Source organism: Microbacterium sp. NPDC058389 (genome assembly GCF_042722305.1).
Lineage (GTDB): Bacteria > Actinomycetota > Actinomycetes > Actinomycetales > Microbacteriaceae > Microbacterium.
In genome coordinates this window covers 126,499-147,100 of sequence record NZ_JBHXJQ010000008.1, presented here as the reverse complement: position 1 = coordinate 147,100, position 20,602 = coordinate 126,499, and the positions used below count along the sequence as shown (strand labels likewise).

The window sequence follows — 20,602 nt, the reverse complement described above, 5'->3', positions numbered from 1 at the left end:
GGCGTCCTTGCGGGCCCCACGTCCAGGGAGAGGGTGGCCCCGCGTCGGGTGATACCCCGCGAGCGGCGTCGGCACGGACGACAGCGCGGGACCGGCATCCGCCGGCGAGCGCGCTCGTCAGCCCGCGTCGGGCCTCACCAGCGGCAGGAACACCTCATCCACGATCTCGACGATCGCCTCGTCCGACAACGGCACGGCGTTCATCAGCAGGTCATGCCGATACAGGTCGACCGCGACCGTCCGTACGCGCCGCGTGAGCTTCGCGGGATCCGCCTCGCCCCGCTCGACCGCCCGAGCCAGGATCGTATCCAACGACCCCGCAGCGCGCTGCCCCAGCGCCCGTTCCCGCACATCGGCGAAGGTGCGACCCGAGTCGGCGTAGTACGCGCCCATGAACACGCTCATGAGCGGCGCGAGCTCCGCACGCGCCAGGTTCGAGTGCTGCAGCGACGCGATCATGTCGCCGCGCAGACTGCCCGTGTCAGGCGGCTCCACGCGGTCGCGGTTCAGACCGTGGGTGAGGGTCGCATCCAGGAGTGAATCGCGGTCGGGCCAGCGGCGGTAGATCACCGAGCGGCTCGTCTCGGCCTTCTCGGCGACCGCGTCGATCGTGAACGCGTTGTACCCGCCGTCGATCAGCTGCGCCCAGCCTGCGGCCAGGATCGCGTCCTCGAGCTCCTGTCCGCGACGTCGCTTCGCCGGCTGCTCAAGATCCATTTGTGTATCTTATCTGCTCGGCGTACACTCTGTCACGGAGATACACACCTGTATCTTATTTTGAGGAGCGCACATGTCCACCACCACCGCACCGGCCGTGCCGCGCAGCGCCGTCATCTCGGCGCTCGTGCTCGTCGCCGGCGGCCTCGCCGTCATCTTCGACAGCACGATCATGAGCATCGCGCTGGCCACTCTCGCCACCGATCTCGACGTCCCCGTCAGCACGATCCAGTGGGTGACCACGGCGTATCTGCTCGCGCTCGGCGTCGCCATCCCGATCGTCGGCTGGGCACAGGCGCGCCTCGGCGGCAAGCGACTCTGGATGATCGCGCTCACGATCTTCCTCGTCGCGTCCATCGCGTGCAGCCTCGCGTGGGATGCCCCGAGCCTCATCGCCTTCCGCGTCGTCCAGGGCTTCGGCGGCGGCCTCATGATGCCGCTCATGGCGACCCTCGCCATCCAGCAGGTCCCCGCCGGCGCGAGCCTCGGCCGCCTCATGGCGATGGTGAGCCTCCCCGCCGCCCTCGGCCCGATCATCGGCCCGGTGCTCGGCGGCCTCATCCTCAACTGGCTCGACTGGCACTGGATCTTCTGGATCAACGTCCCCCTCTGCCTCATCGGTCTCGCCCTCGCGTGGCGCTTCCTCCCCTCCGACCCGCCCCGCGGCCGCCCAGTCCTCGACGGGGTCGGGCTCGCGCTCGTCTCCCCCGCACTCGTCGGCATCCTCTACGGCCTGTCGAACGTCAGCCACGACGGCGGCTTCACGCGCGCGGATGTGTGGATGCCGCTCGTCGCGGGTCTCGTGCTCATGACCGCGTTCGTGTTCAGCCAGGTGCGGCGCCCTTCCGGCGCCCTCATCGACGTCGGACTGCTGCGGCGACGGCCGGTCGCGGCATCCTCCGCTGTCTTGTTCCTCTCGGGCGCCTCGCTGTACGGGTCGATGCTGCTCCTGCCCCTCTACTTCCAGATCGTGCGCGGCACCGACGTGCTCACCGCCGCCCTGCTGCTGATCCCGCAGGGGGTCGGCGCACTGCTCAGCCGCACGCTGGCCGGCCGCCTCACCGACTCGCTCGGTGCGCGCACCGTCGCGATCGCCGGGTTCGTCGTCATGGGCCTCGCCACGATCCCCTTCGCCTTGTCGGACGGCACGACCAACGAGCTCTGGCTGACGATCACGCTGCTCGTCCGCGGCTTCGGCATGGGCGCCGTGATGATCCCGGTGATGTCGGTCGGATTCGTCGGCCTCGCACACGACGAAGTGCCGCACGCGAGCATCATCACGCGGCTGGCGCAGCAGATCGGCGGCGCGTTCGGCACCGCGATCCTCGCGGTCATCCTCGAAGCCACAACGAGCGGCGCGACCGGCATCGCCGATCTCGCCACCGGCTTCGACATCGCGTTCTGGTGGGCCGTCGGGTTCACCGTCGTCGCGATCGGCGTGTGCTTCGCGCTGCCGGCGCCGGCCAAGAAGGCGGGGGTGGCGGCATCCACAAGTGCTTAGTAGTACTCACTAAATGCTGCTGCTGCGCCTCGCCGACTCCTGAAAGCCGAATCCATGCACCCCATCGAAGCCCTGCTCGCGCCGATCGGCCGCGCGTTCCGCAACCGCCGCGCCGACGAGACGGCGAGCCTGTCGCTCACCCCCGAACTCGCGACGGACACACGTATCGAGGTCACCTCGCCGAGCTTCACGGACGGCGGTGAGATCCCCGCGGCGCACTGCGGCTGGCTCATCGGCGCGAACACCTCCCCCGCTCGCCTGGGGCGCCCTGCCCGAAGGCACCTCCGAACTGCTGCTCGTGTTCGAAGACCTCGACAGCCCGGGCACCGTGCCTCACCTCCACACCGTCGCCGCCCTGGCCGCGCGCGACGACGGCATCCCCGAAGGCGCCCTCGCCACGGGAGCATCGGGTGTCCGCTTCGTCTCGGTGCACGGCGGCAGGCCGGGCGCGTACCGAGGCCCGCGCCCGCTCCCCGGCCACGGCCCGCATCGCTACCGGTTCCACCTCTACGCGCTGGACGCTCCCCTCGACGACACCGGCCTCCGCAGCATCGAGAACCTCCTGAAGGCCGCCGACGGGCATGTGCGGGCATCGGGCGTTCTGCTCGGCACCCGCACGGCGTGACGGCATCCCCCTCCCTGAGGTAGCGCCCGAGCGACAGCCGACCCCGTAGACGCCGCCACCCCACGGGGATACTGTCGCGGTGTCGTCGACGTCCCACGGGAAGAGGCGGTGCCGCCATGTCGAGGAGCAACGCCGTGCGCTCGCTGCCGACGCCGCGCCGCGTGCAGGGCACCTACTACACGCTGATGCTCGGCAACACGGTCGCGGCGTCGTTCATCTGGGGCATCAACACGCTGTTCCTGCTCGACGCGGGCCTGTCGAACTTCGAGGCGTTCTCGGCGAACGCGTTCTTCACGGCCGGGATGCTGATCTTCGAGATCCCGACGGGCGTGGTCGCCGACACCGTCGGGCGCCGCGCGTCGTACCTGCTCGGCACGATCACGCTCGCGACGACGACGATCCTGTATTGGATGCTGTGGGTCTGGCACTCCCCGTTCTGGGCGTGGGCGGTGGTCTCGGTGCTGCTGGGGCTGGGGTTCACATTCTTCTCGGGCGCCGTGGACGCGTGGCTCGTCGACGCCCTCACGGCGACCGGGTACGAGGGGAGCCTGGAGACGGTGTTCGGCCGCGCGCAGATCGTCGGCGGCATCGCGATGCTCTCGGGCTCGGTGCTCGGGGGGATCGTTGCTCAAGCGACCAACCTGGGCGTGCCGTTCCTCATCCGGGGCGGCATCCTGCTCCTGATGCTCGTCGTCGCCGCCCTGCTGATGCACGACCTGGGCTTCCAGCCCGACCACAGCGAGCGGCCGCTCCGGGCCACCCGCACGGTCCTGCGCGCCTCCGTCACGTACGGGCTCGGCGATCCGCCGGTGCGGTGGCTCATGCTCACGAGCCCCTTCACCGCGGGCGTCGGCATCTACGTGTTCTACGCGCTGCAGCCGTACCTGCTGGAGCTGTGGGGCGACGAGGAGGCCTACACGATCGCCGGGCTCGCCGCCGCCCTGCTCTCGGGCGCGGCCATCGTCGGAGGCGCGCTCGCACCGAGGGTGCGCGCGCTGGTCCGCCGGCGCACGTCCGTGATCCTGCTCGCCACGGGAGCGAGCGCGGTCGTGCTCATCGGGCTCGGGTTCGTGCAGAACTTCTGGCTCGCCGTCGTGCTGGTCGCACTCTGGGGCATCGCGTCGGCGCTCGACGACCCGGTGCACCGCGCGTACCTCAACGACATGATCCCGTCGAAGCAGCGCGCGACCGTGCTCTCGTTCGACTCGCTGATGGGCTCCGCCGGCGGAGTCGTCTTCCAGCCCGCGCTCGGCCGCGCCGCGGATGTCGGCGGTTACGGCACGTCGATGATCTGGAGCGGCGTGATCACGGCCGTCGCCGTGCCGTTCGTGCTGCTGAGCCGAGCGCAGCGGTCGCCCGCCGACACCGCCCGGCAGGTCACCGGGGACGCCGACATCACTGCCGAGCCGGAGACCTGACGGCGGTCGCTCGAGACGGGCACGCGAGGGGCGTGACGGCATCCACTCCGCGGGAGTATGTTCGCGCCATGAAGCGAATGTGGCCGTGGCTCGCCCTGGGCATCGTCCTGGCGCTGGTCGGCGCGATCTGGACTCTGCAGGGCCTGAACGTGCTGGGTGGATCGGCGATGAGCGGGTCACCGCTGTGGGCGACGATCGGGCCGATCGTGCTCATCGCCGGCGTCGTGCTGATCGTCGTCGCGATCGTCGTCTCGCGGCGGCGCAAGGCCGGCTAGCCCACACGCGCCCCGACGTCAGCGGTTGTCGCCGGTGACGTCGATGAGCACCTTGCCCACGGCGCCCTGCTCGACGGCGTCGTGCGCGGCGGCGGTCTCTTCCAGCGAAAACCAGGTCAGCGGCAGCCCGGCCGCCTCGCCCACGGGGAGCGCACCGTCGCGCAATGCTGCCGTGATGTCTTCGGCGGCCGCCGACAGCGCAGCCTGGCCCACCGTGTACAGGAGCAGGCCCTGCAGGCGCGCGTTCTTCGCGAAGGTCGGACGCACCGGGATGGTCGCCTGGTCGCCGCCGTTGTCGGCGTAGTACGCGATCGAGCCGTGGTTGGCGACCACCTGTCCGTCGAGGGCGGCGTTCTGCGTGAGCGACACCTCGACGACGTGGTCGACCCCATGCGGCGCAAGCGCCGCGATCCGGTCGGCGACGTCAGCCTGCCGGTAGTTCACGACGTGGTGCGCACCGGCGGCCCTCGCGAGCGCGGCCTTCTCGTCGCCCGAGATCGTGGCGATCACGGTCGCTCCGGCCCAGACCGCGAGCTGGATCGCCGCGTGGCCGACGGCTCCCGCACCCCCGGCCACCAGCACGACGCGCCCCTCGAGCGCTCCCGGCGAGAGCCGCGCGGGTCCGGACTCATGGACGGTGAGCGCGCGGTGCGCCGTCATCGCGGGAACCCCGAGGCTCGCCGCGATCTCGAAGCCGACGCCCTCCGGCAGCTTCACCGCCCGCTCGGCGGGGACGACGGTGTACTCCTGCGCCGTGCCGGTCGGCCGCTGATGCTGAGCGAGATACAGCCACACGCGATCGCCGACAGCGAGCTGCGTCACGCCGTCGCCGACCGCGTCGATGACGCCGGCGCCGTCCTGGTTGGGCACGATCTCGTCGAACGCGGGCTTCGCCCCGCCGCCGGCGCGGGCCTTCCAGTCCGTCGGATTCACGCCCGACACCGTGACTCGGACGCGCACCTCCCCCGGGCCGGGGACCGCAGGCTCGCGGTCGGCGAGGGAGAGGACGGAAGACGTGCCGGTGCGGGAGTACACGATCGATCGCATGAGAAGAGGCAACGTCCGAACTGCAGCGAGCCTTCCCACCCAGGCCAGACGGTGACGGATGCGTTCGCGGCATCCGTCACCGTCCGCGCGCCCAGCGCACCACCACGCCCGCACACGCGCCTGAGCACTCAGCCCTTCACGGCCTCCAGCGCCTCCTCGGCCTCCTCGGCCGGCGCCGCGTGCTCGTCGACCGTGCGCGCGTTCGTCAGGGTGAGCGCGCCGACGCCCGAGATCAGCCCGACGGCGACGGCCAGCACGATGAACACGACCTGCTCGCCGTGGAAGAAGGATGCCGTGAGCTCCGGGCTCCACGTGCCGCCCGGCAGCACGGTCGTGACGAGCACGGCGATGAGCGTGCCGACCACCGCGGTGCCGATGCTCGTGCCGACCTCCTGCGCGGTGTCGTTCATGGCCGCGCCCATCGAGGTGCGGTTGTCGGGCATCGCGCCGACCAGCGCGACGGCGCAGATCGTCATGACGGTGCGCAGGCCCACGGTCATCACGACCATCGCGATGGCGATCGCGACATAGGTCTGCTCGACGCCCCATGCCATCAGTCCCAGGCCGGCCGCCAGCAGGCCCGCGCCGACGAGGCACGCGATGCGGTGTCCGAAGCGCCGCACCAGCCACTCGGTGATCGGGGTCGCGCCGATCATCGTGACGATGATCGGCAGGTTCGCGAGGCCCGCCTGCAGCGGCGACCAGCCCCACGCGTACTGGAAGTGCAGGATCAGCGCGAACATCACGCCCGCCATCGCGACCGACGTGCCGATCTGCGCGATCGCCGCGCCCCGCACGGTGCCGCGGCGGAACAGCGACAGGTCGAGCATGGGCGATGCCGCACGCCGTTCGCGGACGACGAAGAGGACGAGGGATGCCGCGGCCCCGAGCGCGACGGCGACCGTGATCGGCGACATCCACCCGTTCTCGATGCCGCTCGTGAGCGAGTAGCAGGCGAGACCGATGGTGAGGATGCTGAGGGCAGCGCCCGGCAGGTCGAGGCGGTCCTTCGTGAGGCCGTCGGCGGTGTCGGCCGGCACGCCGAAGTGGACGCCGAGGGCGGCGATGAGGGCGATCGGGGCGTTCACGAGCAGGAGCCACTGCCACGGCAGGTGCGCGAGCATCGTGCCGCCGAGGAGCGGGCCGAGGACGAAGCCCGACATGCCGACGACCATCATCAGGGTGATGGCGCGCATGCGCAGCTTCTCGTCGTCGAACAGCCGGAAGACGAGCGAGTTGGTGATGGGGGCCATCGCGGCGGCGGCGATGCCGAGCGCGGCCCGCAGCGCGATGAGCTCGCCCGTGGAGCTCACGCGCAGCACGGCGAGGCTGACGAGCCCGAACAGCGCGAGGCCGATCTGCAGCACGCGGCGTCGCCCGAAGCGGTCGGCGATCGAGCCTGCCGTCAGGAGCAGCCCGCCGAAGGTGAGCGAATAGGCGCCGGTGATCCACTGCAGCGATGTCGTGTCGCCGCCGAGCTCGCGGCCGATCGTCGGCAGCGCGATCGACAGCAGCGTGTTGTCGACCATCTCGACGAAGAATGCGAGGCACAGCGCGGCCAGGGGGATCCACGCGGCCTTCATGGACGTGTAGGTGCGGGAGGTGGTGGTGATGGGTGCGGTGCTCATGGCGACTCCTCGGATCGAGCAGGGAATCGAACAGTGTTCGTTGTTCGAACACCGTTCGATAGAATAGAACAATGTTCGATAACACGCAACCGCCTCCCCTGCCCGCGGTGCGTCCTGTGGTGGGATGGAGCCATGGCAACAGCCCCGCAGCCAGGTGAAGCGCCCGCGCGGCCGCCCCGAGGCCCGCGCACGCGCACCCGCGCCTCGCACTCCCTCGAGTCCGTGCTGGCCGGCGCCGTGGAGATCCTCGACGAGTCCGGCGCGCAGGGGCTCACGATCCGCGCCCTCGCCACGCGACTGGGCGGCGGCGTCGCGAGCGTGTACTGGTACGTGTCAGGGCGCGACGAGCTGCTCGACCTTGCCGCGGACTCGGTCCTCGGCGGCGTGCTGGACGCGACTGCCGACATCGGCGACGGCGACCCCATCGACAACCTCCGCACCATCGCGGTCACGATGTTCGACGCGATCGTCGACCGCCCGTGGCTCGGCGCCTACGTGCTGCGCGACACCGCGATCCAGACCCACTCCCTGCAGCTGTACGAGCGGATCGGCGAACAGGTGATGCGTCTCGACCTGACGCCGCGGCAGTCGTTCCACGCGACGTCCGCCGTCGTCGGCTACGTGATCGGCACGGCCGCCGACATGGGACAGGAGCCGCCCCAGGCCGTCGTCTCGGGCGAGCTGAGCAAGGAGCAGTACATGGCCGGTGCCACCGCGCAGTGGCGGGCGCTCGACCGGACCCAGTTCCCCTACATCCACCACATCATCGACGAGTTCGACGGCCACGACGACCGCGACCAGTTCGTCGGCGGCCTCGATCTGCTGCTGGCCGGCCTGCGGCTGCAAGCCGGCCGCTGACGCCGTGCGGGCCGGTGGTGGCGGACCGTAGCAATTCGCGGCATCCCGCGGGATAATCAGCCAGGACGCCCCGCGACACTCACCGCGGACCGTCACCCGACACCGATGATCGCGTGTGGTGAGCAGGAGGCAGTCACACACGCCGTCCGCACGAACCGCACTCGACGACGATGGCGCCGTCATCAACGAGCCCGAGCCGCCGAAGGCACCCTCAGGGGGTGACTTTGATGGACGAACCGGGAGTCGATCCCGACCTCGACGCTGAGTTGCGCGAATTGCGCCGACGCGCCTACGGCCCGCATCCCGACATCCAGAACGACGCTCGTGCGCTGGCCCGACTGATCGAGCTGGAGACCGCTCACCGGCAGACCGACATGGTCGTCGCGCCCCACGAGGCGCCGACGCAGGATTCGGCGATGGACGACGTGTCACCCTCCGACGCGATGCCCTCAGCCCCGGACGTCAGCGCGACGCCGACGAGCAGACAGGCCGCCCCGGAGGCCCGGGCGCTCAGGGGATCGACCCGGCGATCGGGGCTCATCGCGCTCGCGGCCGGTGCGTTCGTCGCTTCGGCAGGCGTCCTCGTGGCGGTCGTCGGGCCGCCCGGGCCACCCGCTGACACCGTGCTGCAGCCGAACGGCGCCGAACCCGACGACCGACTCCTCACCCTCCTCAGAGGCGAGGGCGGAACGTCGACCATCGACACACGGACCGCGTCCGAGATGGAGATCGATCTGTCGACCCTGCGAGGGTTCGGAACGTACCAGGAGGTCGAAGTGTGGTCGGGAGTGAACGCCTACGGATCCCCGTGCCTCATCGGCATCCACCGCCCGACCGACGACGTCGTGGCGCGGCGGTGCGTGCCGGCTGAGGCCGACCTGTTCATGGACGTGCCCTGGGACATCCAGCACGGCGAATCGATGCGACGCGCTCTTCCCGAAGGACAGGTGCTGCGCTTCTCTCTGCGCGCCGACGTGGTGGAGGTCCATGTGCTGGAGTCAGAGGGAGCCGGCTGATGACCGAGACCATGCCGGCGTCCGGGGACGACACCCATCCCTCGCGGCGACGTGCGACGCTCCCCCGGTGGGTCATGGTCGGGATCGCCGTGGGGCTCGGGCTCGTCGTCGCATACGGCGCCGCCTGGTTGCTCGGGCCGCGACCCGACGCGACGCTCACCCGGTTCCGCGGGGACGCCGTGACGACGATCAACGGCTTGTCGAATGCAGCGGTCGACGTCGACGTGACCACGCTCGAGCCGTACGAAGCCTTCATGGGGCTCGAGCCGTGGTACGCCACGGACTACCTCGGCAATCCGTGCCTCCTCATCATCGAGCCCGGTACGAGGTACCCGCTCGCAGGTGCATGCACGCCGCCCGAAGCGGACCTCATCGTCGACGTGGGTGTCTGGCCTGCAGAGGCCGACCAGTTCGCCGAGGGACTGCCCGATGGGACGGTCATCAGATTCCAGCTTCATCGGGATGCCATCGACGTCTATGTCCATCGTCCGGCGGAGCAGCCCGACCGATAGGCGCCGCGGCCGCCCCGCCGGCCACGCCACGTTCGGAGATCTCGCCTGGAGCGGATGCCTGCGGCCGAGGCATCCGAGATACGCGACATCTCCGACTCGGAGTCGCGGGAGCCCCGAACTGCACGGAGGGCCCGGCCGAAGCCGGACCCTCCGCCCGCCGCAACGAGGATCACCCCGCGGCGTTGATCGCCTCGTAGAGGTTCTTGAACGAGGTGAGCGTGGCCGCCGACGGGTTCGCCGACGTCCGCACGGCCTCGCCGGCCTGGATGACCGCGCCGATCGTCGAATCCGCGGTGCCGTCGCCGTTCGTGTCGACGGGATCGCCCAGGGCGATGGATCCGTCGGCCACGTTCAGCCACAGCGACAGCAGATGCGCGTCGAACTGGTCGGCCGGGTTCTTCGTGTTCTTCGGCCACAGCGCCGACACCGCCTGCGGCATCGTCGTGAGCGGCACCTTCTCGTCGAACACCGCGCTCAGCACCCGCACGACCGACAGCAGGCACAGCTTCTCGTCGGTCGTGTGACGGTTCGCCCGCTTGTCGCGGTAATCCGTCTGCCAGACGCCGAGGGTTCCGGCATCCGCACTGGTCCCGAGGATCACGACCTGGACCGCATCGGCCGCCTGGCCGCCGTCGTCATCCGACACCACCAGCCCGGTCGTCGCCGCACAGGCGATCGCGTAGGTGTGGGGTGCGGCATCCACGACGTCCCTCGGCTGGATGCTGGGGCTCGGGTCGCCGTCCGCGGCAGGCGGGTTCACCAGGCTGGTGTGACTCGTGGTCGCGCCGTCGCCGTAGTCCCAGCCGAACACGAGGTCGTCGCTGCCCGGGTCGGTGCCCCGGCCCTGGAACGCCACGGGGACGCCCTCGGTGCCGAACACGATGTCCTGCCCGTTCCACGAAGTCGTGGGCGGGCCGGTGATGTCGGCCGTCGGGGCGACGTTCGCCACGACCGCCGCACCGGCGTCGGAGCCCGCGCCGCCGTCCTTGTCGGTGACGGTGAGGGTCGCGGTGAACGCACCGTCGTCCCCATACACATGCGACGCGTCGACCGACGTGCCGTTAATGGTGGCCGCGGTGACGGTGCCGTCGCCCCAATCCACGCTCGCGGTGTGCGTATCGACGACGCCCGGGTCGGAGAAGTGCGCGGTGAGGGTCACCGGGCTGTTCTCGTCGGCCGGCGTGACGGCATCCACCACCACACTCGGAGCGACGTTGTCGACGTGCAGCGCGAATGTCGACTGCCCCGTCTCGCCCTTGTCATCGGTCGCGGTGATCGTGACGGTCGTGTCGGCCGGTCCGTCCGGTGGCGTGTACGACCACGTCCACGACGTGCCCGACGGGGCCACGGAGCCGATGCTCGCCGTCACGGAGGTGACCGTGCCGTCGGCATCCGTCGCCGAGCCCTCGTTGGTCGCAAGCGCACCTTCGCCGACCGTCACCGACGCGTCGTCGACGGTCACCGCGGGTGCGACGTTCGCCGACTGCAGGGCCGCCAGCAGGTCGAGACGCGGCGTGGTGTTCGTCGTCGTCCCGGCCGCGTTGGTCGTGTAGGTGATCGGCACACCGGTCGAGGTGATGTCGTTCATCAGGTTCGCGACCGACCGCGCCGGATACGCCGAGCGCAGCACGGCGAGCGCACCGGTGACGAACGGGGTCGACATCGAGGTGCCGCTCTTGGTGCCGTACACGTCGTCGTCGATCGACGAGACGATCGACGAGCCCGGTGCCATGATGTCCAGCAGCGGCCCACGGTTGCCCGAGTTCGTCGTGGTGTCGTCGTTGTTGGTGCGCCCGACGGTGAACGCCGTCGAGATGCATCCCGGCGCGCCCACGGCGTTCAGGAACGAGCTGTTGCCCGACGCGATCACGGTGGCGATGCCCGCCCCGAGGTTGCTGTCGATCGCGGCCTTGCGGGTGTCGCCGTCGCACGCCGAGGCGTTGTTGCCGCCGCCCAGGCTCATGTTGCTGGCCACGACGTTCCAGCCGGGGTTCGCCGCAGCCTGGCCGCGCACCCAGTCGAGCGCCTCGATCTGGTCGGACGCGTACGACAGCACGCACGGTGCCGGGTTCGGCGAGCAGCCGCTCGCCGTGTTCACGCGTGTGAACACCTGCACGGCGATGATCTGCGCACCCGGTGCCACGCCGTTGCCCGGAGGCGAGCCCGCGGTGTCATCGGCCGCACGGCCCGCCGCGATGCCCGCGACGTGCGTGCCGTGGTCGCAGATGTTGCTGCCCGCGTCGACGCAGCTCGCGTTGTTGGTGCTGTCGATGTCGGCCGACGTGTCCTCGGTCGTGCCGTCAGGGCACAGGCTCGCCTCGTCGCCGTCACCGTCGTCATCGGTCGGATCCGAGAAGCAGTGCTGCGCGACGATGCGGGACCCGAAGAACGGGTGATCGGCGTCGATGCCGGTGTCGAGGATCGCGACGGTCGCACCGGAGCCGGTGAACCCGAGCGTCTGCACATCGTCGCCGTTCACGACCGGCAGGGCGCTGGCCAGTGCCGGCGGATCGGCGAAGTCCTCCACCACTCCGACGACGTGCGGGTTGTGCTTCAGCCCCTTCAGCGCGGGCCGCGGCACCTCCATGATCACGTACGGCATCGTGGACGTCTTCTTGACCTTGGTCGCTCCCCCGGCCACGGCCTTGACGACGTCGTTCGCGGACGCCTTGTGGTCGAGCTGCACGATGACCCGCACCTTCTCCGGCGGGGCCGCGTACGCGGGCGGCGCGACGGCCACCATCCCCAGCGCCACCGCACACGCAGCGAGCACCGAGACGACTCTGGATCTCATGATGGTTCTCCCCCCATCACTCGGCGCGGCCCACTCCCGGGCGCACGCCCGGTGGTACTTCCACCACCCGCAAGGAGTGTCGTCGTCGCGAGGTGATACCCCCGATTCGGAGCCGAATGGATGCCGCCGCCCCGGCGTGACGGCATCCAGGATGTCGTTCTGACGGGCCATGATGGGCCCATGCGATCGACGAACCCCATCCCCGGCAACCCCTGGCCGCACGACATGGCCATCACCGTGGAGGATCGGCCGCACACGCTGCTGGAGCTGCTGTGGGTGCGCGAAGCGCATGGGCTGCGCGTCGAGGGCGACGACCTGCCGCCGGCGCTCGTCGACACACCCCGGCCGGCCGAACAGGTCGCCGCGGCGACACGGGCGGAGTGGGAGCAGGCGTGGCCGCGGGTGTGGCGCGGGGCGGTGGCGCACGCGGGGCGGAACGACACGTCGGAGCTGATGGAGCGGCTGCAGGCGACGGCGAACGGCTCACCGGAGCGGCTGGCCCTGCTGCAGGAGCTCTTCGGCCCCTCGTGGCGGGACGAGTTCGGCGACGACGTGTTCGACGACGAGTCCTACCGCGAGTGGAACGAACGGGGCACCGAGGCGCATCGCGCGTCACTGCCGACGCTGATGCGGATCGGCCCCGAGCACCGCGACCTCGACGACCTCATCGGCGCGTGGCGCGCCGGCCTCACGAAGATCGTGACGATCCCGTGCATGGGCGGGTTCCACCGGCGCATCTCGCCCACGGCACTGCTCACGACCGACGCGACCCGGGCCGACAGCGCCGCCTACCGCCGCGCCCTGACCGCCTTCGCCTGACCGGCCGAACGGTCCTGACGCGACGGGTCCCCGGGTCGCGGCGCCTCGGACCGCGGACCCGGGGATCCGAAACGGGTGTCAGCCGATCGATGCCGCGGCGGCGCGGATGGCCGCGAGGGCGGCCTCGGGCTGCGACACCATCGACACGTGCGACGCGTCGACCTCGCTGATCGTCGCGCCCGCGCGCTCGGCCATGCGGCGCTGCGTGTCGATCGGGATGACGAGGTCCTCGGTGCCGAGCACGGCCCAGCTCGGGATCGTCTTCCACGCCGGCGCGGCCGACGGCGTCACGTTCGCGACGAAGGATGCCGGGCGCTGCGTCGCGACGATCGTCCAGCGGTCTGCCTCGGGGAGGTCCTGGGCGAACGCGGTGTGCACCGTCTCAGGCTTGAGGAATGCTTCGGCGGCGCCCTCGGGAGCGCCCGGGTATCCGGCGACGTCGAGCACCGTCGTCGGGTCGGCGACGGCGAGCGCCGAGCCGGAGCCTTCGAGGATGCCCACGACGGTCTCGCCCTCGTCGGGGATGAACGCGTCGACGTAGACGAGCGCCCGGACGTCGCCGCCGTGCGCACCGGCGTTCGTGATGACCGCGCCCCCGTAGGAGTGGCCGACGAGCACGACCGGTCCGCTGGTCCGCTGCGCCAGGAACGACGCGATGTAGGCCGCGTCGGACTGGAGCCCGCGCAGTTCGTTCGGCGGCGCGAGGACCGTGTAGCCCTCGGCCTGCAGCGGCACGCTCACGGCGTTCCAGCTGGATGCATCCGCCCACGCGCCGTGCACGAGGACGATGGTCGGTTTCGTTTCTGACATACGACTTCCCATCGGTGTGGTCGCCTTCCGGCGACGGTGTGATGAATCAGTCACGTCACGTGCTGCCCCAGACGCGCTCACGCTCAACATAGGGGTCGGCATCGGGCCTGCGCCAGGTCTGGTGTCGAAACGCTTTCCGAACAGGTTCCGCATCAGTGGGCACCCTATTCTTGGATGCCGTCCATCAATCCCTCCCCTGCACCGAGGCCCCCATGCTGCGAACCCTGCTGAAGTCCAAGCTCCACCGAGCGACCGTGACCGGCGCCGACCTCAACTACGTCGGCTCGATCACGATCGACGAGGACCTGCTCGATCTCGCCGACATCCTCGAGAACGAGCAGGTGCACGTGGTCGACATCAACAACGGCGCCCGGTTCGAGACCTACACGATCGCCGGCGAGCGCGGCTCGGGCGTCGTGCAGATCAACGGCGCCGCCGCACGTCTCGTGCACACCGGTGACATCGTCATCGTCATGTCGTACGCGCAGTACGACCGCGACGAGGTCGCCGGTCACCAGCCCGTGGTCGTCGACCTCGGCGAGTCCGAGCCGGGCGTCGCCGCCAACCGCGCGATCCGGGTCCTCGCCCACGCCGGCTGACCCGGGGGACGCCGCGACCTGCCAGGCTGGCGGGGATGCACATCGACGCCGCACTCGTGTCCGCCCTCGTCGCGGAGCAGTTCCCCCACCTCGCAGACCTCCCCGTCCGCCCGGTTCCCCGCCAGGGCTGGGACAACCGCACATTCCGCCTCGGCGATGAGCTCACGGTGCGGCTCCCGAGCGCCGAGGGGTACGCGGCCGCGGTCGAGAAGGAGGAGCGCGCGCTCCGCTTCCTCGACGGACGCCTGCCCGTCTCCGTCCCGGGCGTGGTCGCGGTCGGCGCACCCGGGCCGGACTACCCGTTCCCGTGGTCGGTGCGGCGGTGGCTGCCGGGCGACACGGTGGCGGCGGCATCCTCTCTCGACCAGGTCGCCCTCGCGGAGGACGTCGGAGGGATGCTGGCGGCCCTGCGCGCCCTGCCCACCCATGCCGGGGCGGCCGCGGGCCGGCATTCGTTCTATCGCGGCAGCCATCCGAGCGCGTACAGCGACCAGGTGCAGACGGCGCTGGAGCGGCTCGACGTCGACGCCGAGGCGTGCGCCGGGATCTGGCTGACCGCGACCACGAGCGCGTGGGAGTGCGCGCCGGTGTGGTTTCATGGCGACGTCGCCGTAGGCAACCTGCTGACCCTCGAGGGGCGGCTGAGCGCGGTCATCGACTTCGGCACGTGCGGCGTCGGCGACCCGGCGTGCGACCTCGTCCTGGCGTGGACGCATTTCCGCGGCGAGGCGCGCACGGTGTTCCGAGAGGCCGCCGGCCTCGATGACGCGACGTGGCGGCGGGCGCGCGGCTGGGCGCTGTGGAAGTCGCTCGTCGTGCTGTCGGGCCAGTCGAGCCCGGACGAAGCCGACGAGCACCGCCGGATCCTCGCCGAGGTGCTCGCCGACCCCGTGGTCTGAGCGACCTCAGTTCAGCGAGATGCCGACGGGCACCCGGGCGGCGAGCTCGCGCGCCTCCGCGACGGCGCCCACGGCGCCGGCCCACTTGCCGAGGGTCGCCGGGACGATCGGCGGCACGCGGTGGAACGTCGCCCGCTCGTCCACGAGGGCCCTCGCGCGCACCACGATGCGATGCGGCGCGCTGGCCAGCCCGCCGCCGACGACGATGACACCCGGGTCCACGAGAGCCAGCAGGGTGAGGATGGCATCGGCGAGCGCTCCCGCACCCCGGTCGACCACGCGGTGCGCGCGCTCGTCGCCCGCCTCGTACGCCGCCAGCAGGTCCTTCGGAGAGCCGTCGCCGCCCGCCCGGTTCCAGGCCCGTCGCAGCGCCGGAGCGCCGATCACGGTCTCCAGGCACCCGCGCTGGCCGCACGCGCACACCGCGCCCGACGGCTCGACGACGACGTGGCCGAGCTCGCCCGCGATGCCGTGGGCGCCGTCGACGACCCGGCCGTCGACGATGTGCGATCCGGCGATGCCGGTGCCGAGCGCGAGGGTGAACACGTCGCGCTCCCCCGCGCCCGCGCCCCACCGGGCTTCGGCGACCGCTGCCGCGCGTCCGTCGTTGATGACCCCGACCGTCGCATCGAGCTCGGCCGAGAGCGCCGGACCGAGGGCGAGGCCGTCGAGCGCCGGAAGGTTCGCCGACCGCAGCACCGTGCCCGTCGTCTCGTCGACCAGTCCGGGGATCGCGACGACGACGGCGACCAGTCGGTGCGAGCCGGTCACGTCCCGCGCGATCGCGGCGAGGCCGGCGACCGGATCCTTCTTCGGCGTGGACACGGTCCCCTGCGCGAGGGCCTCGGGGATCCGCTCCGAGGGGGTCGCCGAGGCAAGCCGGTACTTCACGCTCGAGCCTCCGACATCGAGGCCGAGCACCACTGCAGCACTCATCGGACGGAATCGCCCCCGAACGCACGGACGGCCGCGGAGATGCCGCGCGCGAGGTCCGCGTCGACGGTGTCGTACGAGCCGACGCCGTCGGTCTCGGCGGAGCCCATGCTCACACCGGAGCCATCACGCACGGTGCGCTTGGCCGAGAAGTGGATCGCGGGCACGCCGGCACGCAGGATGCCCTCGACCGAGTCGGCTGTGACACCGCCGCCCGCCATCACATCGATCCGCCCGTCGGCGCGCGCCACCATGGCGGCGAGCGTCCCCGCTCCTTCGAGCGCGGTGGATGCCGCACCCGACGTCAGCACGCGGTCGACGTCCAGCGCGATCAGGTCGTCGATCGCGGCCAGCGGGTCCGCCGACACGTCGATCGCGCGGTGCGCGGCGAAACCGGCCTCGCCGGCGGCATCCCGCAATCGCCTCATCTGTTCGCGATCGAAGCGGCCGTCGTGGTCGAGGCAGCCGACGACCACGCCCGACGCACCCGCGGCGACCGCCGCACGCACGTCATCGGCCATGACCCACAGCTCGTCGTCGTCATAGCGGAAGCCGCCCGGCCGCACGCGGATCAGGGCGTGGACCTCGACGGCACCCGCCGCGGCGGCCACGGCGTGCTCGATCGTCGCGATGGACGGCGTCAGGCCGCCCAGCGCGAGCGCCTGGCACAGCTCGATGCGGGCGGCACCGATCTCGACCGCGACCTGCACCGCCGCGGCGTCCTGGGCGATCAGCTCCAGCGCGGGCACTGCACTCACGCGACGCTCCGCGTGGTCAGACGGGCGAGGCGGCGATCGGCCTGGACCACCGGGTCGGGCACCGGCACCGAGGCCAGCAGCCGCTTGCTGTACGGGTGCTGCGGACGCAGCAGCACGTCATCTGTGCGTCCGAGCTCCACGATCTGGCCGGCATACATCACGGCCACGCGATCCGAGAACTCGTGCACGACCGCGAGGTCGTGGCTGATGAACAGGCAGGCGAAGCGCATGCGTTCCTGCAGCTCGCGCAGCACCTTGAGCACCGCGGCCTGCACCGACACGTCGAGCGCGCTGGTCGGCTCATCGGCGATGATCAGCTCGGGCTCCAGCGCGATGGCGCGGGCGAGGCCGATGCGCTGACGCTGGCCACCCGACAGTTCGTGGGGGTAGCGGCTCGCGTACGAGGCGGGCAGCTCGACCGCCTCCAGCAGCTCGCGCACGCGCGCCGCCCGGGCGCGCCCCGACATCGGGTGCGTCGCGCGGTGCACGATGAGAGGCTCGGCGATCGCGTCGGCGACCGTCGCACGCGGGTCGAGGCTCGAACCCGGGTCCTGGAACACCGTGCCGACCCGGCCCCGCAGGCGCCGCTCGGCCCGGCCGCGCACGCCGCCGTGCCCGACCTTCTCGCCGAACAGGCGCAGCTCGCCGCCCGACATCGGCACGAGTCCGAGCGCGACCTTGCCGAGCGTCGACTTGCCCGAGCCGGACTCGCCCACGAGGCCCAGGATCTCGCCCGGGGCGATGTCGACCGACACCGCGTCGAGGGCCGTGAACTGCTGGCCGGCCTTGCGATACGTCACGCTCGCCTCGGTCAGCGACAGCACCGCCGCGGCCCCGGCGGCAGCCGGATCGAGCTCCGGCTCCACCTCGTCGGCCTCGGGCAGACGCGGGACCGCCGCGAGCAGTCGCTGCGTGTACGCCGCTTCGGGATGCCGCAGCACCTGCGCCGTCGAACCCACCTCGACCATGTCGCCGCGGTACATCACCGCGACCCGGTCGGCGATGTCGGCGACGACGCCCATGTTGTGGGTGACGAGGAGGAACGCCGTCCCCCGCTCGGTCGCGAGGTCGCGGATGAGGTCGAGGATCTCGGCCTGCACGGTCACGTCGAGGGCGGTCGTGGGCTCATCGGCGATGATGAGCTTCGGGCCGCAGGCCAGCGCGATCGCGATGACGACGCGCTGCCGCTGGCCGCCCGACATCTCGTGCGCGTACCCGGCGGCACGGCGCTCGGGCTCGGGGATGCCGACACGTCGCAGCAGCTCGACGGCCTCGGCGTGCGCCTGGGCCTTCGTGATGCTCTCGTGGTTGCGCAGCGCCTCGGCGATCTGGTCGCCGATCCGCATCGAGGGGTTGAGCGCGGTCATCGGCTCCTGGAAGATCATCGAGATCTCGCGGCCGCGCACGTCGTTCATCTGCGCCTCGCTGAGCGCGGTGAGCTCGCGGCCGTCCAGCGCGATCGACCCGGTCCGGGTCGCGGTCGACGGCAGCAGCTGCAGGATCGACATCGCCGTGACCGACTTGCCCGACCCCGACTCGCCGACGAGCGCCAGCACCTCGCCGGCGCGGATGTCGAGGTCGATGCCCTTCACGGCCTCGACGGGGCCGTCGTCGGTGCGGAAGGTGACCTGCAGATCACGGATGCTCAGCAGCGGTGCGTTCGCGCTCAACGGTCGCGTCCCTTCACGTCGAAGAAGTCGCGCAGGCCGTCGCCGATCGCGTTGAACGCGACCACGACCAGCACGATGCACAGGCCTGCGGGGAAGATCAGCCACCAGGCGCCGGCGTACGTGTACTGCATGCCGCCGGTGAGCATGGCGCCCCAGTCGGTCGCAGGCTTCTGCAGCCCCATCCCGAGGAACGAGACGTAGGCGACCAGGAGGATCGCGTCGGCCACCTGGAAGGTCGCGTTCACGACGATCGTCCCCACCGTGTTCGGCACGATGTGCTTCATCACCGCGCGCCCGTGGGTGCCGCCCATGGCGCGCAGGGCGAGGACGTACTCGCGCGACTTCAGCGAGATCGACTCGGCCCGCACGAGGCGGGCGGGCACGAGCCACGACACGAGGCCGATCACCACGATCATGAGCGGCACGGACGGCTTCATGATCGCCGAGAGGATCAGCAGCAGGAACGTGGCCGGGATCGCGATGCCGGCATCCACGATCCGCATCATGACGGCATCCACGGCGCCGCCGACGTAGCCCGAGACCGCACCCCACAGGGTCCCGATCACGGTGGCCAGCACGCCCGCCGCGAGGCCGATGACGATCGACACCTGACCGGCGATCATGAGGCGGCCGAGCACGTCGTAGCCGACGTCGTCGGTGCCGAGCGGGTGGCCGGCGGTGCCCGGCGGGAGCATCGTGCTCGTCAGGTCGGTGTGCACCTGGTCGGTCGGGTACACGAGCGGCCCGACGAAGCAGAACAGCAGGAAGAAGCCCAGGATGACGAGGCCGAACACGGCCAGCTTGTTGTGCGTGAAGCGTCGCAGTCCCCGACGGAACGGCGAGCCGGAGCCCCTGCGCACGGGGGTGGCGGCGGTCTTGCCGGACGCCGGGTCTGCGGTCTTGTCCGCGGCGGGCACGGTGACGGTCGTCATGACAGTTCCCCTCGGGTACGGGGGTCCAGCAGAGCCTGCACCAGGTCGGCCAGCAGCGAGCCGACGACCGTGGCAACCGCGATGACCATCACGCAGCCGAGCAGAACCGGGTAGTCACCGGTCTGGGCGCTCGTCCAGAAGAGCAGCCCCATCCCGGGGTAGTTGAAGAGCGACTCGACCACGATCATGCCGCCGAACATGACGGGCAGGTAGTAGCCCAGCATGGCGATGACCGGGGTGAGCGAGTTGCGCACGACGTGACGCCGCACGACGACGGCCTTCGGCGTGCCCTTGGCGCGCGCGGTGCGCACGTAGTCCTCGGACAGGTTGTCGATCGTCGCCGAGCGCATGTAGCGCGAGATCGTGGCGATGATGCCGAGTGCCGCGGTGGCCACCGGCAGTACGAGCCCGGCGGGGTTGGCCAGCACGTCGGCCACGGTGTCGCCCTGCGGCGCGAGGGCCGGGAACCATCCCAGCCACTGCGAGAAGACGATCACCAGGATGAGGCCCAGGAAGAACGAGGGCGTCGAGTAGATGACGAAGTTCCAGGTCGTGAAGGCGTAGTCGCCGGCCTTGCCGCGACGCACCGCCTGGTAGATGCCCATCGGGATCGCGACGATCAGCGCCACGATCATCGAAAGGGATGCCAGCAGCAGCGTCTTCGGAAGACGCTGGCCGATCGCGTCGGGGGCCCGGCGCGTGAGTGTGGGAGAATCGCCCAGGGGGCCGCCCGGGGGGTGGGGCCGGGAGGGGTGGTACTGCGGGCCCCCCCGCGGGGGGGTGGCGTGGGC

At 71.1% G+C, this 20,602-nt stretch carries 20 protein-coding genes; 10 read left to right on the top strand and 10 right to left on the bottom strand.

All coding sequences use genetic code 11. The annotated features are described in order from the left end of the window. Positions 1-117: 117 nt before the first annotated feature. Positions 118-717 (bottom strand): TetR/AcrR family transcriptional regulator, encoded by a 600-nt coding sequence (locus ACFWJ8_RS12960; protein WP_378811940.1) that lies wholly within the window; start codon positions 715-717, stop codon positions 118-120. Between the two features lie 73 nt (positions 718-790). On the opposite strand from ACFWJ8_RS12960, the gene ACFWJ8_RS12955 reads away from it, so the two are divergent. The 4 genes from ACFWJ8_RS12955 to ACFWJ8_RS12940 all read left to right on the top strand — a co-directional run bounded on the left by ACFWJ8_RS12955 (position 791) and on the right by ACFWJ8_RS12940 (position 4,536). Further along, positions 791-2,218 (top strand): MDR family MFS transporter, encoded by a 1,428-nt coding sequence (locus ACFWJ8_RS12955; RefSeq protein WP_378811937.1) that lies wholly within the window; start codon positions 791-793, stop codon positions 2,216-2,218. Positions 2,219-2,417: 199 nt separating this feature from the next. Then, positions 2,418-2,843 carry a YbhB/YbcL family Raf kinase inhibitor-like protein gene (locus ACFWJ8_RS12950; RefSeq protein ID WP_378811935.1) on the top strand — a complete coding sequence of 142 codons (426 nt, stop codon included), beginning with the start codon at positions 2,418-2,420 and terminating at the stop codon, positions 2,841-2,843. A 116-nt stretch (positions 2,844-2,959) separates the two neighbouring features. After that, entirely contained in the window at positions 2,960-4,261 is a 1,302-nt protein-coding gene (locus ACFWJ8_RS12945) for an MFS transporter (protein ID WP_378811933.1), read from the top strand. 68 nt (positions 4,262-4,329) lie between these two features. After that, positions 4,330-4,536: a hypothetical protein gene (locus ACFWJ8_RS12940; RefSeq protein WP_378811931.1), complete on the top strand. Its 207-nt coding sequence runs from the start codon at positions 4,330-4,332 to the stop codon at positions 4,534-4,536. Positions 4,537-4,554: 18 nt separating this feature from the next. Here ACFWJ8_RS12940 and ACFWJ8_RS12935 read toward each other — a convergent pair whose 3' ends face one another. Both ACFWJ8_RS12935 and ACFWJ8_RS12930 read right to left on the bottom strand, forming a co-directional pair. Continuing rightward, complete coding sequence (locus ACFWJ8_RS12935; RefSeq protein ID WP_378811928.1) at positions 4,555-5,583, bottom strand: NADPH:quinone reductase; 1,029 nt, start codon at positions 5,581-5,583, stop codon at positions 4,555-4,557. A 128-nt stretch (positions 5,584-5,711) separates the two neighbouring features. Beyond that, positions 5,712-7,211 (bottom strand): MFS transporter, encoded by a 1,500-nt coding sequence (locus ACFWJ8_RS12930; protein ID WP_378811926.1) that lies wholly within the window; start codon positions 7,209-7,211, stop codon positions 5,712-5,714. Between the two features lie 132 nt (positions 7,212-7,343). On the opposite strand from ACFWJ8_RS12930, the gene ACFWJ8_RS12925 reads away from it, so the two are divergent. From ACFWJ8_RS12925 to ACFWJ8_RS12915, 3 genes are all read left to right on the top strand, one after another. Further along, complete coding sequence (locus ACFWJ8_RS12925; protein ID WP_378811923.1) at positions 7,344-8,069, top strand: TetR/AcrR family transcriptional regulator; 726 nt, start codon at positions 7,344-7,346, stop codon at positions 8,067-8,069. Between the two features lie 227 nt (positions 8,070-8,296). Then, complete coding sequence (locus tag ACFWJ8_RS12920) at positions 8,297-9,085, top strand: hypothetical protein (RefSeq protein ID WP_378811920.1); 789 nt, start codon at positions 8,297-8,299, stop codon at positions 9,083-9,085. Further along, the gene (locus ACFWJ8_RS12915; protein ID WP_378811918.1) at positions 9,085-9,597 is read left to right on the top strand and encodes a hypothetical protein; all 513 of its coding nucleotides are present in this window, start codon (positions 9,085-9,087) and stop codon (positions 9,595-9,597) included. Before ACFWJ8_RS12920 ends, ACFWJ8_RS12915 begins: the two co-directional genes overlap by 1 nt. A gap of 169 nt (positions 9,598-9,766) precedes the next feature. On the opposite strand, the gene ACFWJ8_RS12910 is transcribed toward ACFWJ8_RS12915, so the two are convergent. Further along, positions 9,767-12,391 (bottom strand): S8 family serine peptidase, encoded by a 2,625-nt coding sequence (locus ACFWJ8_RS12910; RefSeq protein WP_378811916.1) that lies wholly within the window; start codon positions 12,389-12,391, stop codon positions 9,767-9,769. Positions 12,392-12,571: 180 nt separating this feature from the next. Between ACFWJ8_RS12910 and ACFWJ8_RS12905 the strand changes: the two genes are divergently transcribed. Beyond that, positions 12,572-13,210 (top strand): hypothetical protein, encoded by a 639-nt coding sequence (locus tag ACFWJ8_RS12905; RefSeq protein ID WP_378811914.1) that lies wholly within the window; start codon positions 12,572-12,574, stop codon positions 13,208-13,210. A 78-nt stretch (positions 13,211-13,288) separates the two neighbouring features. On the opposite strand, the gene ACFWJ8_RS12900 is transcribed toward ACFWJ8_RS12905, so the two are convergent. Continuing rightward, positions 13,289-14,020: an alpha/beta fold hydrolase gene (locus ACFWJ8_RS12900; RefSeq protein WP_378811911.1), complete on the bottom strand. Its 732-nt coding sequence runs from the start codon at positions 14,018-14,020 to the stop codon at positions 13,289-13,291. A 212-nt stretch (positions 14,021-14,232) separates the two neighbouring features. Between ACFWJ8_RS12900 and panD the strand changes: the two genes are divergently transcribed. Further along, positions 14,233-14,619 (top strand): aspartate 1-decarboxylase, encoded by a 387-nt coding sequence (gene panD, locus ACFWJ8_RS12895; protein ID WP_378811908.1) that lies wholly within the window; start codon positions 14,233-14,235, stop codon positions 14,617-14,619. Positions 14,620-14,654: 35 nt separating this feature from the next. Continuing rightward, positions 14,655-15,518, top strand: coding sequence for an aminoglycoside phosphotransferase family protein (locus ACFWJ8_RS12890; RefSeq protein WP_378811906.1), 864 nt, complete (start codon positions 14,655-14,657; stop codon positions 15,516-15,518). A gap of 6 nt (positions 15,519-15,524) precedes the next feature. On the opposite strand, the gene ACFWJ8_RS12885 is transcribed toward ACFWJ8_RS12890, so the two are convergent. The 5 genes from ACFWJ8_RS12885 to ACFWJ8_RS12865 all read right to left on the bottom strand — a co-directional run. Continuing rightward, the gene (locus ACFWJ8_RS12885) at positions 15,525-16,454 is read right to left on the bottom strand and encodes an ROK family protein (protein WP_378811903.1); all 930 of its coding nucleotides are present in this window, start codon (positions 16,452-16,454) and stop codon (positions 15,525-15,527) included. Then, positions 16,451-17,209, bottom strand: a complete 759-nt coding sequence (locus ACFWJ8_RS12880; RefSeq protein WP_378811901.1) for a copper homeostasis protein CutC — start codon at positions 17,207-17,209, stop codon at positions 16,451-16,453. Before ACFWJ8_RS12880 ends, ACFWJ8_RS12885 begins: the two co-directional genes overlap by 4 nt. Further along, positions 17,206-18,879, bottom strand: coding sequence for an ABC transporter ATP-binding protein (locus ACFWJ8_RS12875; RefSeq protein WP_378811898.1), 1,674 nt, complete (start codon positions 18,877-18,879; stop codon positions 17,206-17,208). The genes ACFWJ8_RS12880 and ACFWJ8_RS12875 overlap by 4 nt, the downstream gene beginning before the upstream one ends. Then, positions 18,876-19,811: an ABC transporter permease gene (locus tag ACFWJ8_RS12870; RefSeq protein WP_378811896.1), complete on the bottom strand. Its 936-nt coding sequence runs from the start codon at positions 19,809-19,811 to the stop codon at positions 18,876-18,878. Before ACFWJ8_RS12870 ends, ACFWJ8_RS12875 begins: the two co-directional genes overlap by 4 nt. Further along, on the bottom strand, positions 19,808-20,602 hold a 795-nt coding region (locus tag ACFWJ8_RS12865; protein WP_378811893.1), incomplete at its 5' end, for an ABC transporter permease. The genes ACFWJ8_RS12870 and ACFWJ8_RS12865, both read right to left, overlap by 4 nt.

Bases quoted from the DNA above. Each gene is read 5' to 3' on its own strand.
- ACFWJ8_RS12960 (WP_378811940.1), bottom strand. From the start codon at position 717: ATGGATCTTGAGCAGCCGGCGAAGCGACGTCGCGGACAGGAGCTCGAG.
- ACFWJ8_RS12955 (WP_378811937.1), top strand. From the start codon at position 791: ATGTCCACCACCACCGCACCGGCCGTGCCGCGCAGCGCCGTCATCTCG.
- ACFWJ8_RS12945 (WP_378811933.1), top strand. From the start codon at position 2,960: ATGTCGAGGAGCAACGCCGTGCGCTCGCTGCCGACGCCGCGCCGCGTG.
- ACFWJ8_RS12940 (WP_378811931.1), top strand. From the start codon at position 4,330: ATGAAGCGAATGTGGCCGTGGCTCGCCCTGGGCATCGTCCTGGCGCTG.
- ACFWJ8_RS12935 (WP_378811928.1), bottom strand. From the start codon at position 5,583: ATGCGATCGATCGTGTACTCCCGCACCGGCACGTCTTCCGTCCTCTCC.
- ACFWJ8_RS12930 (WP_378811926.1), bottom strand. From the start codon at position 7,211: ATGAGCACCGCACCCATCACCACCACCTCCCGCACCTACACGTCCATG.
- ACFWJ8_RS12925 (WP_378811923.1), top strand. From the start codon at position 7,344: ATGGCAACAGCCCCGCAGCCAGGTGAAGCGCCCGCGCGGCCGCCCCGA.
- ACFWJ8_RS12920 (WP_378811920.1), top strand. From the start codon at position 8,297: ATGGACGAACCGGGAGTCGATCCCGACCTCGACGCTGAGTTGCGCGAA.
- ACFWJ8_RS12915 (WP_378811918.1), top strand. From the start codon at position 9,085: ATGACCGAGACCATGCCGGCGTCCGGGGACGACACCCATCCCTCGCGG.
- ACFWJ8_RS12910 (WP_378811916.1), bottom strand. From the start codon at position 12,391: ATGAGATCCAGAGTCGTCTCGGTGCTCGCTGCGTGTGCGGTGGCGCTG.
- ACFWJ8_RS12905 (WP_378811914.1), top strand. From the start codon at position 12,572: ATGCGATCGACGAACCCCATCCCCGGCAACCCCTGGCCGCACGACATG.
- ACFWJ8_RS12900 (WP_378811911.1), bottom strand. From the start codon at position 14,020: ATGTCAGAAACGAAACCGACCATCGTCCTCGTGCACGGCGCGTGGGCG.
- panD (WP_378811908.1), top strand. From the start codon at position 14,233: ATGCTGCGAACCCTGCTGAAGTCCAAGCTCCACCGAGCGACCGTGACC.
- ACFWJ8_RS12890 (WP_378811906.1), top strand. From the start codon at position 14,655: ATGCACATCGACGCCGCACTCGTGTCCGCCCTCGTCGCGGAGCAGTTC.
- ACFWJ8_RS12885 (WP_378811903.1), bottom strand. From the start codon at position 16,454: ATGAGTGCTGCAGTGGTGCTCGGCCTCGATGTCGGAGGCTCGAGCGTG.
- ACFWJ8_RS12870 (WP_378811896.1), bottom strand. From the start codon at position 19,811: ATGACGACCGTCACCGTGCCCGCCGCGGACAAGACCGCAGACCCGGCG.